Origin of the sequence: Sphingobium sp. 22B, assembly GCF_001580035.1 — a bacterium.
Classification (GTDB): domain Bacteria; phylum Pseudomonadota; class Alphaproteobacteria; order Sphingomonadales; family Sphingomonadaceae; genus Sphingobium; species Sphingobium fuliginis.
On sequence record NZ_LTAB01000052.1, the window covers coordinates 1 to 15,512 of the forward strand.

Annotated in this window: 17 protein-coding genes and 1 tRNA gene; 6 read left to right on the forward strand and 12 right to left on the reverse strand. The window is 63.5% G+C overall.

Annotated elements, in window-relative coordinates; genetic code table 11:
• Positions 1-296 precede the first annotated feature (296 nt).
• The 3 genes from typA to A0J57_RS24180 all read right to left on the reverse strand — a co-directional run bounded on the left by typA (position 297) and on the right by A0J57_RS24180 (position 4,277).
• Entirely contained in the window at positions 297-2,117 is a 1,821-nt protein-coding gene (typA, locus tag A0J57_RS24170) for a translational GTPase TypA (RefSeq protein WP_025551654.1), read from the reverse strand.
• A 121-nt stretch (positions 2,118-2,238) separates the two neighbouring features.
• On the reverse strand, positions 2,239-3,945 hold the full coding sequence (locus A0J57_RS24175) for a cation acetate symporter (protein ID WP_061940725.1): 1,707 nt from the start codon (positions 3,943-3,945) through the stop codon (positions 2,239-2,241).
• Positions 3,942-4,277 (reverse strand): DUF485 domain-containing protein, encoded by a 336-nt coding sequence (locus A0J57_RS24180; protein WP_025551652.1) that lies wholly within the window; start codon positions 4,275-4,277, stop codon positions 3,942-3,944. The genes A0J57_RS24175 and A0J57_RS24180 overlap by 4 nt, the downstream gene beginning before the upstream one ends.
• A 153-nt stretch (positions 4,278-4,430) precedes the next feature.
• Here A0J57_RS24180 and A0J57_RS24185 point away from each other — a divergent pair, with 153 nt between their 5' ends.
• From A0J57_RS24185 to A0J57_RS26755, 3 genes are read left to right on the forward strand one after another with little or no spacing between them, the layout of a single operon-like run.
• Positions 4,431-5,654, forward strand: coding sequence for a toxic anion resistance protein (locus tag A0J57_RS24185; protein ID WP_025551650.1), 1,224 nt, complete (start codon positions 4,431-4,433; stop codon positions 5,652-5,654).
• Positions 5,655-5,658: 4 nt separating this feature from the next.
• Complete coding sequence (locus tag A0J57_RS24190; protein WP_025551648.1) at positions 5,659-6,372, forward strand: hypothetical protein; 714 nt, start codon at positions 5,659-5,661, stop codon at positions 6,370-6,372.
• 24 nt (positions 6,373-6,396) lie between these two features.
• Positions 6,397-6,543, forward strand: a complete 147-nt coding sequence (locus tag A0J57_RS26755) for a hypothetical protein (protein ID WP_162492720.1) — start codon at positions 6,397-6,399, stop codon at positions 6,541-6,543.
• 12 nt (positions 6,544-6,555) lie between these two features.
• Here the strand turns inward: A0J57_RS26755 and A0J57_RS24195 are convergent, their stop codons facing one another.
• From A0J57_RS24195 to A0J57_RS24210, 4 genes are all read right to left on the reverse strand, one after another.
• Positions 6,556-6,855 carry a PilZ domain-containing protein gene (locus A0J57_RS24195; RefSeq protein ID WP_025551646.1) on the reverse strand — a complete coding sequence of 100 codons (300 nt, stop codon included), beginning with the start codon at positions 6,853-6,855 and terminating at the stop codon, positions 6,556-6,558.
• A gap of 112 nt (positions 6,856-6,967) precedes the next feature.
• Positions 6,968-7,702 carry a class I SAM-dependent methyltransferase gene (locus A0J57_RS24200; RefSeq protein WP_044660215.1) on the reverse strand — a complete coding sequence of 245 codons (735 nt, stop codon included), beginning with the start codon at positions 7,700-7,702 and terminating at the stop codon, positions 6,968-6,970.
• Positions 7,702-8,829 (reverse strand): peptide chain release factor 2, encoded by a 1,128-nt coding sequence (prfB, locus tag A0J57_RS24205; RefSeq protein ID WP_044660216.1) that lies wholly within the window; start codon positions 8,827-8,829, stop codon positions 7,702-7,704. Before prfB ends, A0J57_RS24200 begins: the two co-directional genes overlap by 1 nt.
• A 182-nt stretch (positions 8,830-9,011) precedes the next feature.
• Complete coding sequence (locus A0J57_RS24210; RefSeq protein WP_044660217.1) at positions 9,012-9,905, reverse strand: N-formylglutamate amidohydrolase; 894 nt, start codon at positions 9,903-9,905, stop codon at positions 9,012-9,014.
• A gap of 149 nt (positions 9,906-10,054) precedes the next feature.
• Here A0J57_RS24210 and cpdR point away from each other — a divergent pair, with 149 nt between their 5' ends.
• A complete protein-coding gene (gene cpdR, locus A0J57_RS24215; protein WP_025551641.1) occupies positions 10,055-10,432 on the forward strand; it encodes a cell cycle two-component system response regulator CpdR in 378 nt (125 codons plus the stop codon).
• Here cpdR and A0J57_RS24220 read toward each other — a convergent pair.
• Positions 10,429-11,763 (reverse strand): dicarboxylate/amino acid:cation symporter, encoded by a 1,335-nt coding sequence (locus A0J57_RS24220; protein WP_061940728.1) that lies wholly within the window; start codon positions 11,761-11,763, stop codon positions 10,429-10,431. The two genes, cpdR and A0J57_RS24220, sit on opposite strands and share 4 nt — an antisense overlap.
• Positions 11,764-11,891: 128 nt before the next feature.
• Here A0J57_RS24220 and A0J57_RS24225 point away from each other — a divergent pair.
• Positions 11,892-11,966: transfer RNA gene (locus tag A0J57_RS24225), tRNA-Val, on the forward strand.
• Positions 11,967-12,617: 651 nt separating this feature from the next.
• On the opposite strand, the gene A0J57_RS24230 is transcribed toward A0J57_RS24225, so the two are convergent.
• Genes A0J57_RS24230 through A0J57_RS24245 form a run of 4 tightly spaced genes read right to left on the reverse strand, consistent with a single transcriptional unit; the run spans position 12,618 to position 14,498 of the window.
• The gene (locus A0J57_RS24230) at positions 12,618-13,145 is read right to left on the reverse strand and encodes a hypothetical protein (RefSeq protein ID WP_061940731.1); all 528 of its coding nucleotides are present in this window, start codon (positions 13,143-13,145) and stop codon (positions 12,618-12,620) included.
• Entirely contained in the window at positions 13,142-13,576 is a 435-nt protein-coding gene (locus tag A0J57_RS24235; RefSeq protein ID WP_061940734.1) for a hypothetical protein, read from the reverse strand. The genes A0J57_RS24230 and A0J57_RS24235 overlap by 4 nt, the downstream gene beginning before the upstream one ends.
• A gap of 26 nt (positions 13,577-13,602) precedes the next feature.
• Positions 13,603-13,986 (reverse strand): hypothetical protein, encoded by a 384-nt coding sequence (locus A0J57_RS24240; RefSeq protein ID WP_061940736.1) that lies wholly within the window; start codon positions 13,984-13,986, stop codon positions 13,603-13,605.
• A 59-nt stretch (positions 13,987-14,045) separates the two neighbouring features.
• Positions 14,046-14,498 (reverse strand): helix-turn-helix transcriptional regulator, encoded by a 453-nt coding sequence (locus A0J57_RS24245; RefSeq protein ID WP_044660225.1) that lies wholly within the window; start codon positions 14,496-14,498, stop codon positions 14,046-14,048.
• A 564-nt stretch (positions 14,499-15,062) separates the two neighbouring features.
• Between A0J57_RS24245 and A0J57_RS24250 the strand changes: the two genes are divergently transcribed.
• Positions 15,063-15,251: a hypothetical protein gene (locus tag A0J57_RS24250; protein ID WP_061940742.1), complete on the forward strand. Its 189-nt coding sequence runs from the start codon at positions 15,063-15,065 to the stop codon at positions 15,249-15,251.
• The last annotated feature ends 261 nt before the right edge of the window (positions 15,252-15,512 follow it).

The following is a 15,512-nucleotide window of genomic DNA, read 5'->3' on the forward strand; positions in this document are numbered from 1 at the left end:
AGGCCAGTAGCTTTACGCCAGTAACTTTACGATGGTGCAAATGCGTTTGGGCGAGATGTTCGGGTGGATTGCGGACATTCCCCCTCCCGCMKGCGGGAGGGGGTTAGGGGGTGGGCTGGCGCGGCACCTGCGCTGTTTTGCAACGGCTAAGTCCGAAGCTCGCTACGCTCGCGCCCACCCCTAACCCCTCCCGTTTACGGGAGGGGAATGTCTTGGATTGGCCATCGTCAGACTCCCGAAGCAAAAAGGGCCGGCGTCTCGCGACACCGGCCCTTTTCTCATCCCTCGAAATCCGGTCAGGCGGCAGCCTTGGCCCGCGACATGCGCTTGCGCTCGTTCGGGTCGAGATAGCGCTTGCGCAGACGGATATTCTTCGGCGTCACCTCGACCATTTCATCGTCGTCGATATAGGCGATGGCCTGTTCCAGAGTCATCTTCCACGGCGGCGTCAGGCGGATGCTGTCGTCCTTGCCCGAAGCGCGGAAGTTGGTCAGCGCCTTCGACTTCATCGGGTTGACCTCCAGGTCTTCCGGCTTGGCGTTCTGGCCGATGATCATGCCTTCGTAGAGCGCCTCGCCCACCCCGACCATCAATATGCCGCGTTCTTCCAGCGGGCCAAGGGCGTAGGCCACCGCCTCGCCCGCGCCGTTGGAGATCAGCACGCCATTCTTGCGGCCTTCGATATTGCCCTTGTGCGGGCCGTATTTTTCGAACAGCCGGTTCATGATGCCGGTGCCGCGCGTGTCGGACAGGAATTCGCCATGATAGCCGATCAGGCCGCGCGAGGGCGCCGAGAAGGTGATGCGGGTCTTGCCGCCGCCCGATGGGCGCATGTCGGTCATTTCCGCCTTGCGCTGGTTCATCTTGTCGACGACCGTGCTGGAAAATTCATCGTCCACGTCGATGACGACGGTTTCATAGGGCTCGGTCTTGTTGCCGTTCTCATCCTCGCCGAACAGCACGCGGGGGCGGGAGATGCCGAGTTCGAAGCCTTCGCGGCGCATCGTCTCGATCAGCACGCCAAGCTGGAGTTCACCGCGACCGGCAACTTCGAAGCTGTCCTTGTCGGCCGATTCGGTCACCTTGATCGCGACATTGCTTTCCGCTTCGCGCATCAGGCGGTCGCGGATCATGCGGCTCGTCACCTTGCTGCCTTCGCGGCCCGCCATGGGCGAATCGTTCACCGCAAAGCGCATCGACAGGGTCGGCGGATCGATCGGCTGCGCCTTGATCGCGGTGTTGATCGACGGATCGGCGATGGTGTTCGCCACGGTGGCGACGGTCAGGCCCGCAAGGCTGATGATGTCGCCCGCCTTCGCCTCTTCCACCGGCACGCGGTCCAGCCCACGGAAGGACAGGATCTTCGAGGCGCGGCCGGTTTCCAGCACATTGCCGTCGGCGTCGATGGCGTGGATCGGCTGGTTGACCTTCAGCGTGCCGGAATTGACGCGGCCGGTCAGGATGCGGCCCAGGAAGTTGTCGCGGTCGAGCAGCGTCACCAGGAAGCTGAACGGCGCATCTTCGTCCAGCGCCGGAGGCGGCACATGGTCGACGATCTTCTGGAACAGCGGCTCCAGCGTGCCCGAACGCAGCGACGGGTCTTCATTGGCGTAGCCGTTGCGGCCGGAGGCATAGAGAACCGGGAAGTCGAGCTGCTCGTCGGTGGCGTCCAGCGTCACGAACAGGTCGAACACCTCGTCCAGCACTTCCTGGATGCGTTCGTCCGGGCGGTCGATCTTGTTGACGACGACGATGGGGCGAAGACCCAGGGCCAGCGCCTTGCCGGTCACGAACTTGGTCTGCGGCATCGCGCCTTCCGACGAATCGACCAGCAGGATTACGCCGTCGACCATGGACAGGATGCGCTCCACCTCGCCGCCGAAGTCGGCGTGGCCGGGCGTGTCGACGATGTTGATGCGGGTGCCGTTCCATTCGACCGAGGTGGGCTTCGCCAGGATGGTGATGCCGCGTTCCTTTTCCAGGTCGTTCGAGTCCATCGCCCGTTCCTCGACCCGCTGGTTGTCGCGGAAGGTGCCGGACTGGCGGAAAAGCTGGTCGACGAGCGTGGTCTTGCCATGGTCGACGTGCGCGATGATCGCGATGTTACGCAGGGACATGCAACTGCCTTCGGGATTTAAGGTTTCCCGGCCGGCACCGCGCCTGCTCAGGACTATCGGGCGCGCCCCTACAGGAAATGACGCGCTGCGGCAAGGGCGGCGCGACGGCCGGCGAAAGCGTTCAGTGGTCCGACGCGGCGAAGGCGCCGATCCCCGTTTCCGCCCGCACCCGCTGCGCCGGATAGCCCGCCTTGTCCACCGCCGCGCGGGGCGAGCGGTCGAGCAGCGAGATCAGCCAGATCGAGAGGAAGCCCGCCGGGACGGAGAAGATCGCCGCGGAACTGTAGGGGAAGGGCGCGGGGCCGAGGTTGAAGGTGGTCGTCCACACGGCGGGCGACAGCAGCGTCAGCACGAAGGCGGTCAGCAGGCCGATGGTCCCGCCCCATGCCGCGCCGCGGGTGGTGCACCCGCTCCAGAGCAGCGAGAGGATCAGCACCGGGAAATTGCCCGACGCCGCCAGCGCGAAGGCAAGGCTGACCATGAACGCCACATTCTGCTTCTCGAACACCAGCCCCAACAGCACCGCCAGCGCGCCCAGCGCCAGCGTGGTCAACCGCGACACGCGCAGTTCGTCCGCCGAACCCGCCTGGCCATGTTTGAACACCGTGGCGTAGAGATCATGACTGACCGCCGACGCCGCCGAGAGCGTCAGCCCCGCCACCACGGCGAGGATGGTCGCGAAGGCCACCGCCGAAATGAAGCCCAGAAAGGCATTGCCGCCGATCGCATGCGCCAGATGGATCGCCGCCATGTTGCCGCCGCCGCGCAGCGCGCCCTCCCCGTCCAGATAGCTGGGCTCCGTTCCCACCAGCACGATGGCGCCGAAGCCGATGATGAAGGTCAGGATGTAGAAATAGCCGATCCACCCGGTCGCCCAGAGCACCGACTTGCGCGCTTCCTTCGCATCGGGAACGGTGAAGAAGCGCATCAATATATGCGGCAGGCCCGCCGTCCCCAGCATCAGCGCGAGGCCGAAAGAAATGGCCGAGACGGGGTCCTTGATGAAATTGCCCGGCGCCATGATGGACCGCCCCCGTTCCGCCGCTTCGGCCATGGTCGCCCCGCCGGACAGGGCGGCCTGGCGCTTCACCTCCACCGCGCGGGCGAACAGCGCTTCAAGGCTGAAGCCCATCTGCGCCAGCACCATCAGCGCCATGAAGCTGGCGCCGCCCAGCAGCAGCACCGCCTTGATGATCTGCACCCAGGTCGTCGCGCGCATGCCGCCGAACAGGACGTAGAGCATCATCAGCGCGCCGACGATCACCACCGCCACGGCATAGGGCAGGCCGAACAATAATTTGATGAGCTGCCCCGCCCCCACCATCTGCGCGATCAGGTAGAAGCTGACGACCAGCAGCGTGCTGACCGCCGCGAAGCTGCGCACCGGCGGCTGGGCGAAGCGGTAGGAGGCGACATCGGCAAAGGTGAAGCGCCCAAGATTGCGAAGCCGTTCCGCCATCAGGAACAGCAGGATCGGCCAGCCGACCAGAAATCCGGTGGAATAGATCAGACCGTCATAGCCGTCGTTGAAGATCTGCGCCGAAATGCCAAGGAAGGAGGCCGCCGACATATAGTCGCCTGCCATGGCGAGACCGTTCTGGAAACCGCTGATCCCGCCCCCCGCCGTATAGAAATCGGAAGCGGTACGGGTGCGCGCCGCCGCCGCCTTGGTGATCCAGAGCGTCAGCCCGACAAAGGCGACGAACATGAGGATCGCGACCCAGTTGACGGGCTGGCGCTGCGCCTCCCCCTCCAGCGCCGCTGCGAGCGCGGGGAGCGGGAGAAGCATGATGGAGGCGGTGACAAGCGCGGCAAGCCAAGCCCTCATGCGACGCGATCCTGGAAGCCGTGGTCGATCAGGAGGGCCGCCATCCGGGCGTCATGGTGGCGGTTGGCATAGGCGACATAAACGCCGGTCAGCGCAATCGCGAGCAGGATGAGGCCAAGCCCGACCGGAATGCCAATCGACGTCACGCCCGGGCCGACGGGCATGCCCAGCAGCGCCTTGTCGAAGGCGATCAGCAACAGATAACCGACGAAAGCGAAGAAGATGATGGCGGACAACAGCCAGCCGATCTTCGCCCGACGCGCCACCAGCCGGGCATAGCGCGGATCGGCCGCCACGGCTGCGATCCTCTGTTCGTCCGGTCCGTCGCTCATGCGCCCTCCTTCGTCCTTTCGGCCATGCTAGCCGCGCGCCGGGCGATTGCAATGGCAAGCGCGGAGGCTTTATAGCTCGCATCATGGACTTGCGGGCCAACTGTTCTATGCACATATAACAGTTCGAACCGCCCCTGGCCCCTGGGAGATGACATGGCTTCGACCGCGCCGACCGCCACCGCCACGACCTCTGGCGACACGCTGAACCTGACGCCGCCCGACCCGGTGCCGCCGGTCGCGCCCGAAAAGGCCGCCGGGCTGGTGCCGCTGGATGACGAGAAACGGTCGAAGCTGGACGAGAAGGTCGATGCCTTCATCGACGATCTGGTCGCGCAGGACGCCAATTCGCCCGAATTCGGCCAGCGGGTCGACCAGCTCACCAATATGGGGCGAAAGGAAATCGCGGAGGCGGCCGGGCACAGCAACCGATTCCTCGACCGGCCGGTACGGGCGATGGACAGCGACAACAAGGTCGGCGTCGACCTGGCGGAGCTGCGCCGGACCATCGAGGATCTCGACCCCGGCAAGCGCGGCAGCCTGACCGCGCCGAAGAAGCTGTTCGGCCTCATCCCCTTCGGCAACCGGATGCGCGACTATTTCGACAGCTACAAGAGCGCGCAGAGCCATATCAATTCGATCCTGGGCAGCCTCGCCAGCGGCAAGGACGTGCTGATCAAGGACAATGCCGCGATCGATGTAGAGCGGCAGAATATGTGGCAGACGATGGGCCGTCTGGAGCAGATGATCCACATCAGCAAGACGCTCGACGCCCGGCTGGAAGCCAAGGCGCTGGAACTGGATTCGACCGACCCCGCGAAAGCCAAGGCGATCCGGGAGAGCGCGCTCTTCTACATCCGCCAGCGCACGCAGGACCTGCTGACGCAGATGGCGGTGACGGTGCAGGGCTATCTGGCGCTGGACCTCGTCAAGAAGAACAATGTCGAGCTGGTGAAGGGCGTCGACCGCGCCAGCACCACGACCGTCGCCGCGCTGCGCACCGCCGTCACCGTGGCGCAGGCGCTGGTCGGGCAGAAGCTGGTGCTGGAACAGATCACCGCGCTCAACACGACGACCGCGAACATGATCGATTCGACCGGCGAGATGCTGAAGAACCAGACGGCGCAGATTCACGAGCAGGCCGCATCCAGCACCATTCCCATCGAGACGCTGCAACGCGCCTTCCAGAATATCTACGACACGATGGACAATATCGACACGTTCAAGCTGAAGGCGCTGGAGAATATGAAGACGACGGTGAACACGCTGTCGAACGAGGTGGAGAAGTCCAAGGGCTATATCGCCCGCGCCGAAGGGCAGGCGCAGGCGGCAAGCCAGGCCCGTGCCGACAATCCGTTGCTGAGTTCCATCGAGGCGTGAGGGGATGAGCCGTTCCGACCGCGTGCTGGCCGATGCGGAGGCGGTTCTGCGCCGCCATAGCGAGCGCGGGCAAAGCCTGTCGGCGCGCGCCCGGCAGCGGCGCAACGCGGCGCTGATGCGGAAGGTCAAATATGCCTTCTGGGCGGTGACTGCGGTCCTGATCGGCAGCGCAGTGGCGGGTTTCGTGACCCCGCTGGGCACGACCGGGGTGATGATAGCGCTGGGGGCGATGCTGGCGGCCCTGCTGCTGGTCGCCATGCTTCCCGGCGAAAAAAGGGTGCGGACAGAGGCGCTGGCGGATACGGCGCTCACCGCCCTGCCCCTGCAAACCGAAATCTGGCTGGAGAATCAGCGCAAGGCCCTGCCCGCACCGGCCGTCACGCTGGTCGACAGCATCGGCGTCAAGCTGGAAACCCTGGCGCCGCAACTCGAACGGCTGGGCGATCAGGATCCGGCGGCGCAGGAAATCCGCAAATTGCTGGCCGATCACCTGCCCGAACTCGTCACCGGCTACCAATCCATTCCCGAGCCGCTTCGGCGGGAGGAGCGCAATGGGCGCGTTCCCGAACGGCAATTGATCGACGGGCTGGGCGTGATCGACGCGGAAATCGCGCGGATGAGCGAAAATCTGGCGAGCGGCGACCTGGACAAGCTGGCGGTGCAGAACCGCTTCCTGGAACTCAAATATCAGGAAGCGAAGGAACTTGGGCAGGACTGACGTCTTCCTACAGTGATGATCCATTTGACGCTGATCATCGTCGATTTCCTCACCGGACTGCTGGCGGCCGGCGCCTGGGCGCTGGCGAGCGCGGGAGGAGCCATTGCGGCGCTTGTCGGCGGCGGACTGCTGGGCGCGTCGCTGTTCCGGAAATGGCGGCAAAAGGGCTGAAGGCAAGGGGTGTCAGACGCCTTCGATCAGCACATCCATGGCATGGCGGGTCAAAGGTTCGCTGAAACGTATGCCGAAGCGCTTGCCCTCGGCCCACATGACGCGACCGCTCGCCTGCACGCCCAATGCCTCGACCATGAGGTAGGTGCCGGTCGTCGGCGGCGTTTCGCAATGGGCCAGCGCGCCCGAGCTGGAAAGGTCCAGAAAATGGGCCCGCGCCGCCGTGCCGCCGAAACGCAGCGCAACGGGCCCGAACATCTTGTGGCGCGGGTCGAGCCGCCGCTGCCCCGCGGCGCCAGTCAGGTCTGTCATATCCTGCCCTCTCCCCAAGGCATCAGGTCGTCCAATGTCAACGCATCATAGAATCGCTGGCAGCGCATTAACCATAATCCGCGCCAAGAAAAGCCTCCCGGCGACAGGAAGGTCAGGACCGAAGGGCGCAGGGAACGATGGAGGAAGGTTCGGGCCGGGCTGCGATGCGCTTGAACCGGGCGAAATAGCCCCCGGCCGTCGGCTTCGGGATGAGTTCCTCCAGCCGGAACCCCATGGCGGCCAGTTCGCAGGCGAGCAGGCGCGGCGGCGTTCCATGCTGGTCGGTCGGGCGGTTGGCGTCGACCACGATCAGTTCGCCATCCGGCTTGAGCGCGGGACTCAAATGCCAGAGAAAGGCGTAGGGCTCCGCGATCTCATGGTACATATGCACCATGAGGATGCGGTCGAAGCTGTTTTCCGGCAGCTTCGGGTCCTCTGGCGCGCCCAGGCGGACGCTGACATTGCGCCAGTCTTCCCGGGTGATGCGCCGGGACAGGGCCTCGATCACTTCGGGCATGATGTCCTCCGCCAGGACCCGGCCGCTGTCGCCCACCCTCCTGGCGAGGCGAACTGTATAATAGCCTTCGCCCGCGCCGATGTCCGCGACCGTCATGCCGGTGCGGATGCCGGCCCGGTTCATGATGTCCTCGGCCTCGTTCACCCGGTCGCGCGCCTCCTCGCTGGACCAGCGGGTGGACACGATCGGCGCGACCGGGCGGTCGGCGCGCGGAAAGGCGCGTGCGCCTGCCGGGCGGTCGCCATTGCCGTCCGACGAAAACGGGCCGCAGCCCGCCAGCAGGAACAGGCATGCTGTCAGTGTTCCGGCCGCCAGCGCCGGAGCTTTCATCAGTCGACGTCCTCCACGTCGACCTTCTCGCCCGTCACCTTCTGGCTGAGCGCGGCGGCCATGAAGGGATCGAGCGCGCCGTCCAGCACATCGTCGGGCGAGGTGGAGGTGACGCCGGTGCGCAGATCCTTCACGAGCTGATAGGGCTGGAGCACATAGGAGCGGATCTGGTGGCCCCAGCCGATCTCCGTCTTGGCCTGATATTCGCCCGAGGCGGCTTCTTCGCGGCGGCGCAGTTCCGCTTCGTAAAGGCGCGCCTTCAGCATGTTCATGGCCGTGGCGCGGTTCTTGTGCTGCGACCGGTCGTTCTGGCTGGCGACGATGATGCCTGAGGGAACGTGGGTGATGCGGACGGCGGAGTCGGTGGTGTTGACGTGCTGCCCGCCCGCTCCGGAGGCGCGATAAGTGTCGATCTTGAGGTCGCTTTCATTCACCTCGATCTCGATATTGTCGTCGATCACCGGATAGACCCAGACCGACGAGAAGCTGGTGTGGCGGCGCGCCGAACTGTCATAGGGGCTGATGCGCACCAGCCGATGCACCCCGCTTTCGGTCTTGGCGTAGCCATAGGCATTCTCGCCCTTGAACAGGAAGGTCGCGGACTTGATGCCGGCCTGATCGCCTGCCTGATAGTCGACCAGTTCGACCTTGTAGCCGCGCCGTTCGGCCCAGCGGCGGTACATGCGGCTGAGCATTTCCGCCCAGTCCTGGCTTTCCGTGCCGCCCGCGCCCGCGTGGATTTCCAGATAGGTGTCGCTGGCGTCGGCCTCGCCCGCCAGCAGCGCCTTGATCTTGTCCTCGTCCGCGCGGTCGGCCAGCGCCTTCAGCGAAGCGATGGCTTCGGTCACCATATCCTCATCGCCTTCGGCGTCGGCCATTTCGATGAGTTCGGCGGTGTCGGTCTTCTCGCTCTCGATCGCGCGGGTGGCGCCGATGGCGGCGTCGAGCCGGGTGCGTTCGCGCATCACTTCCTGGGCAAGCTTCTGATTGTCCCAGAGGGTCGGGTCCTCGACGCGGGCGTTCAGTTCGTCGAGGCGACGCAGGGCGCGGTCCCAGTCGAGGAAGCGGCGCAGCAGGTCCAGCGCGGCGTCGATGCGGTCGATATATTGCTGCGCTTCGGCGCGCATGGGAACTCTCCAGAATGTCGGGGCGCCTGGCCGTAGGATCGGCAAACGCATCAAGTGCCCGCCCCTATCCGAGGGCGGCGGATTTGGGAAGATTCAATCCTTGCCGGCGAATGCGCAAGGATCGGATGGAATCAGGCCGAATCCGCCGCTGTCGCATCCCCGCCTGAAATCATCCCCGCCCATCACTCCGCCGCCATCGCATAGTTCGAGCGCGGCAGTTCATGCGCCAATGCATTCACCATGGCAGCCACCACCTGCTGCAAACGGGCAAGCCCCGGTCCCGGCTGGTCCAGCGAGACGTCCAGATAGAGGCTCCGGTCGCATTCCACCTGGATCGCATAACAGCCATGCGTCGGCCTGCCGTGGCGTTCGACCATATGGTCGCCCGCATAAGGATGATTTTGCGCGACGGCGATGCCGTGGGCGGCGGCGACATCCGCTGCCAGCGTCATCAGCCGAGCCGAGGCGCTGCGGCCGAATCGGTCCCCCAGCACGAGTCCGGGAGCAACCTGCCCCGCGGTGGGCGGGGGAAGCGGCGGCATGGAATGCAGGTCGATCAGGATCGCATGACCATGGGCATCGCGCGCCGTCCGCATCAATCGCGCGAGCGTCGCATGATAGGGCCTGTGGAACAATTCGATCCGGCGTTCGACCTCCGCCCATCCCAGCGAGCGCTGCCATAGCTCATGCGCGCCCGGCAAGCGGCGCGGGATCAGGCCCAGCCCGCCCCGCAATTTGGCGCTGCTCTGCAGGGGGACGTCGCGCGGAATGCCGCTGACCATGCCTGCGTCGATCTCCCGCTCATGCCGGTTGAGGTCGATCGTCGCTCGCGGCACCCGCGCCACCAGCACCGGAACGCCCCGTTCGATCAGCGGATAGGCCAGCATGTCCGCCCAGCGATCCTCCAGCCTTTGCAGCACATCCCGCCGCACCCGCGCCTGTGCCAGCAGCCCCTCGTCATAATCCCGCCCCGCATGCGGCACGGAAACGACCACCGGCCCGGCGGGGACGTCGGGTTCGTAAAGATCGTAGGCGGGCGTGGTTTCGGTCGGAACCGGCGGCGCGCTATGTCCCAAGCAAGATCCTTTCACAGGCCGCCGCCCAAAAATGGTTACTCGGCTGGATAATATTTACACCTTGTCGCATATATAGTCGCTTCACGCCATCCGCGAAGGGGGCGATCAGGGGTCGGCCGTCACAGGCCTGGGACGAGACGTACGGGGCAATGGTTCGAATTCTGCTGGCGGAAGATGATGAAAGCATGCGCGCCTATCTGGCCCGCGCGCTGGAACGTTCAGGATATGAAGTCGTCTCCGTCTCCACCGGAGCGCAGGCGGTGCCGCATATCGACAGCGACCGGTTCGACCTGCTGCTGACCGACATCGTCATGCCGGAAATGGACGGGATCGAACTGGCCCAGCATGCCGCCGCCGTGGCGCCCGACATGCGAATCATGTTCATCACCGGCTTCGCCGCCGTCACGCTGAAAGCGGGCAAGGCCGTGCCGCAGGCGAAGGTCCTGTCAAAGCCGTTTCACCTGCGCGACCTGGTGCTGGAGGTCGAGCGCATGTTCGGCACCGAAAGCCTGACCGGCCTCAGCTAGGCCGAGACAACCTCTTCCATATCGGGCGTCGACGGCAGAGGCTGCCCGGCCATGGCGGCCGCGAACCGTTCCCGGTCCAGCCCCTTTTCCCAAACCGACACCACCACCGTCGCGACCGCATTGCCGATGAAATTGGTGAGGCTGCGGCATTCGCTCATGAAGCGGTCGACGCCCAGGATCAGCGTCATGCCCGCCACCGGCACCGAGGGCACGATGGAAAGCGTCGCTGCGAGCGTGATGAACCCCGCCCCCGTGACGCCCGCGGCCCCCTTGCTGGAAAGCATGGCGACCAGCAGCAGCAATATCTGCTCCTCCAGGCTCAGATGCACATTGGTCGCCTGCGCGATGAACAGCGCCGCCAGCGTCATGTAGATATTCGTGCCGTCCAGGTTGAAGCTGTAGCCGGTCGGCACCACCAGCCCGACCACCGACTTGCGGCACCCGGCGCGCTCCATCTTCTCGATCAGGCTCGGCAGCGCCGCTTCGGAGGAGGAGGTGCCGAGCACCAGCAGCAGTTCCGCCTTCAGGTAGCGGATCAGATGCAGGATGTTGAACCCGGCGAGCCGCGCCACCACGCCCAGCACCACCAGCACGAACAATATCGAGGTCAGATAGAAGGTCGCCACCAGCCCGGCCAGATTGGCGAGCGCCCCCACCCCATATTTTCCGATGGTGAAGGCCATCGCGCCGAAAGCGCCCAGCGGCGCCGCCTTCATCAGGAAGGACACCAGCTTGAAGATCGCATGGCTGGCCGATTCGAGCACCGTCATCAGCGGATCGGCCCTTTCCCCGATCATGGTGAGCGCGATGCCGAACAGGATGGCGACGAACAACACCTGCAGGATATTGTGTCCGTCCGCCACGGCGGAGACCAGCGTGCCGGGTATGATGTCCAGCAGGAACCCCGTGAGGGTCCGGTCATGCGCCTGCTGCTGATATTGCGCGACCTTCCCGGCATCCAGCGTCGCCGGGTCGATATTGAGGCCTGCCCCGGGATGGACGACATTGGCGACGATCAACCCGACGATCAGCGCCAGGGTGGAAAAGGTCAGGAAATAGGCGAAGGCCTTGGCCGCGACACGGCCGATCGCGCCCAGTTCCTTCATCCCCGCCACGCCGGTCACGATGGTGAGGAAGATGACGGGCGCGATGATCATCTTGACCAGCTTGATGAAGGCTTCCCCCAGGGGCTGTAGCGCGACGCCGGTTTCGGGAAAGAAATGCCCGATCCCAACGCCAAGGGCGATGGCGATCAGCACCTGAACATAAAGCTGGCGGTAGAATGGCAGGCGGGCGATGGGCTGATCAGACGGCGTGGGCGATGGCAGCATGGCGTTTGGCGTCCCCTTTTCGCACCGCAACATATGACCTGCCGGGCTGCTGTCCAGAAGAATAGCGGCAAGGCTCAATTTCCCGCTTGCGCTCCCTTACACCCCCGGCTATTGGCCCACTCCACCGTGGGCGTGTAGCTCAGTGGTAGAGCACTGTGTTGACATCGCAGGGGTCGCAAGTTCAATCCTTGCCACGCCCACCATGATAAGGCCTTGGGAATCTTCGGGTTTCTGAGGCCTTATTTGTTTCTACCCGGCCTTACATGCGCCGTTTCGCCGCTCCTGACACAATTCCAACACAGGAGCCGCCACATGGCGACCATTACGAAGCGCAATCGGGCGGGGCTGTTCAGATTCGCCGCAAGGGATACCAACCGAATATCGCACCTTGTTCACCAAAGCTGCGACGGAAAATAGGGCAAGGGAACGCGAATCCGAAATAGACAGGAGGATGCCTACGGGAAAGCTGCCCGCCCCTCTCGGCAGTTGTGGGCCGACAAATCCTAAGCCGCGCCCTGGCCCTTGCGCTCACCGACACCTGCGCTTGTTAGTGACAGGCATAGTGCCCTTATTCGCGCGAATGTCGATCATGCCTATCCGGAACGGCCTTCATGAACAAAGTCATTCCGGTGGCGGCATTGCAGATGGATTGCCCGCCAAAATGCAAATCGCGTGGCCCTGATGAAAATTGTCCCGCCTCTTCGTGGAGGGAGGCACGAAGAGGCGGGAACGCGACCCTGTGGCTTCTTGGTTCGGGGTAGAGGAAGGATAGCGCTTATCCCTGGCCATGTCTCATCAGGAATCAAAGACTTGCTGAGAGATGGGTTCATATTGGTCACTCAAACTGGCAGCTATTACGGGGTTTGATGCTCCTCCCGCCCCTCGGCCACCAGGACGAGATAGTCGCGTATTCGAGAGCGGAACTCCTCCGCCAGATGAATATGCATCCGGCGGCCATCCACGGTATCCGGCGCCCGGATCACGGCCCCCTTCTCGCACAGCTGATTGAGATAGCGCAGCGCCGTCGTATGCGGCGCTCCCGAAGCGATGCAGGCGCTGCTCACTGAAATGGCCTTCCCCTCTGTTTCGGCAGCGAAAAGGTCCAGCAGCATATGCCAGGCCGGATCGACGGTGATGCCGAACGGTAACACCGCCTGCCGAGCATCGCTTTCCCGCAACAAGCGCCGCGCCAGGGAGCCAAGACGCTTCTCCGCCACGTCATCCATCGAAGAAGAGGTTTCCTGCCCCCCGGCATCGACAAGGATTTCGGAGGTTCCCGTCAGCGATCGGATGGTTTCGCTGAGGCGGGCAAGATCGTTTTCGATCGCCTTCAGATCCGTGGGGCGGAGCAGTGCTGCGCGTTGGCCGAACATGGCGGTCATCCTTGAATCCCCCCATTTCCCAGCCTTCGCGAGGCACGTTGATCCATCAGCACGCCGACGGCCATGACGATCAGAATGGGAATGCCCCAGGCGGTGGTCATGCTGTAGTAGACCTTGGAAACCAGCTTGGGCGCTGCCCAGGCAACCAGGTGCGAACAGACGCCATTGAACTGGAAGGCCGCTGCCCAGATCGGCCACCATCGTGACGAGGTCAGCGCGAGATAGATGAACCCGATCAGCAGCAGCAGGTCGCCGCTGAACACCAGAGGGTTGGGCTTGCCGAATGGATGGTGGCCACCCATTCCGATATAGGTGAGCACGCTCGCCAGCATGACGAGCAAGGCACCTGCTTTTCCTGCCCAGCCACCTTGGAGCCAGACATAAAGCGCTATGCAGATCAGAGCTGCATTGAAGGCGGCGGACAGATCCATTCGACTTCCCCGAGATAGGCGGCCTCTCAGGCGGCGGCACTGCCGGGCATATCGCCGAACAGCAACGGCACGCCCGCCTTGCCGCTCTGCATTTTCTCCCGGGGGCAGCCAAAAAGATTCTCGTCGGCGACCTCGGAGCGCTTGCGGATGCGGTGCGCCTTGCTATGCGCCTCGACCAGGCTCTGGCGGCTTTGCAATATGGCGTTTGTACAGCGTGTAAGGTCGGAAAAAATCTTCTGCCCGCTTAGAGGATCAAGTCCCATGGACCGACCCACCTCGATCATGTTCGCGCTGGCCCGGAGCGTGTGGGCGAGTAAATCGTCGAGCTTGGCGTAAGCCATGTTCAGGTCGGTGACCACCGTCTGAGCGGCATTTTTGCTAAGCGGCATGGGGCTGTCAGCTTTGGACATGGGATCTCCTTGGACGACGAGCGTCGTCTTGAAAGTCGGATTGTCTGAACGCGCGACCGCTATGAAAAGAAAGACATGATCCACAGGCCGGCCGCGACAAGCGCGGCAACCGTTCCGCCGATCATGAGCGCCAGGCTCAGGATCCACTTCATGCGTTGCAACGCATCTAGATCATTGTCTCGACCTCCCAGCGGAGGGATGCGCAGCGCTTGATGTTCGACCGGCATCTCCTGCCCCCCAACAATCGACATTTGGGGGGCGATGGCAACCTCTTCCGGTTGATATATCAATGGCTGATATGTCTGCCGTCCCTCCACTTCAGAGAGGATGCGGGCGGCTTCGAAACGATCGGCAACCCCCAGCGCGCGCAATGCCTGGCGAACGCGCTGGTTCACCGCATGATCCGATTTGCCGATCTGCCTGGCGATCTGCTTGGTGTTGAGATTCTGGGCGACCAAGCGAAGACACTCTTTCTGCTTGTCAGTGAGGCGCGAGATGTCCGGGTCGCTCATGTGCTTATATCCGGCGTAGGGACGATGGCGCACAAATCGACCGGGGCGCCAAATTTCATTCGCATATTCATTCCGCCATGGTGCAAGGCTGCCCCTCCCTCAGCGCAGCGTGGGGCAAGCGATTCGACGCCAAATTAGATAGTATTGTGATTCATGAACAGGCCGGCTTGGTCTGCTCGACCGCAAGAAAGACTGGCGTGCGTCATGGCTGGGGCGCTGCCTCTCGACATCTTCGAGCCCCCTATCCCACTGTCGAACATGCGGGAAATGATGCGACGCCATCAGGCACGTGCCCCAGGCCGGGCCTCTCCTGGTTGCGGCAACGGCTTAAGAAATCCGCGTCGATGCGGTGTGAAGGGCCGCCAAGTCTTCCATAGACGCGGAGCCTTATCCAATTTGATTGCAGCCCAGTGACCTGCGGAGGAATAATTCTTCACTCAGAATTGAGTAGCCGCACTCTCTCCGCGCCGGTTCAGAGCCGCGCCTTCCATGCAGAAACCGGCCGAGGCGGTCGAGCAGACCAGGCTGGAAAGGCGCCCGCCTGATACATGACATGTGGAAACTATGGCGCGGGTCAGCGACAATCCCGCCCCTAACTGGCGCCATCACTGGGCAGCCCACTGCATCATGGCGGGGGTCGACCTCGTCACCATCATCATGAACATGGGCGGCTGGAAGTCCCGGCGCATGGTCCAGCGCTGTTCCGGCGGCAGCGCGGATCATATACGCGAATCCATCGACAAGCTGAACTGAGATGGGGTCGTCTGACCAGAGCGAGCTTTGAGGCAGGGCGTGCGGTCTGCTTCATTTTTGCGCGAAACGACAACTCCAAACGATCAACCAAGTCACTGGAAATAGCATCATTTGATGTTATATTTCGTGCCTAAGAAGGAGCAGTTTTATGCGGACTACAATCGCTCTAGGCAGTAGTGACGATTTAATCATTTGAGCCATAGCATGATGCTGGCGAGTTTGACGAAGCCGAGGAAGTTTGCGGCGAGTTTGTCATAGCGT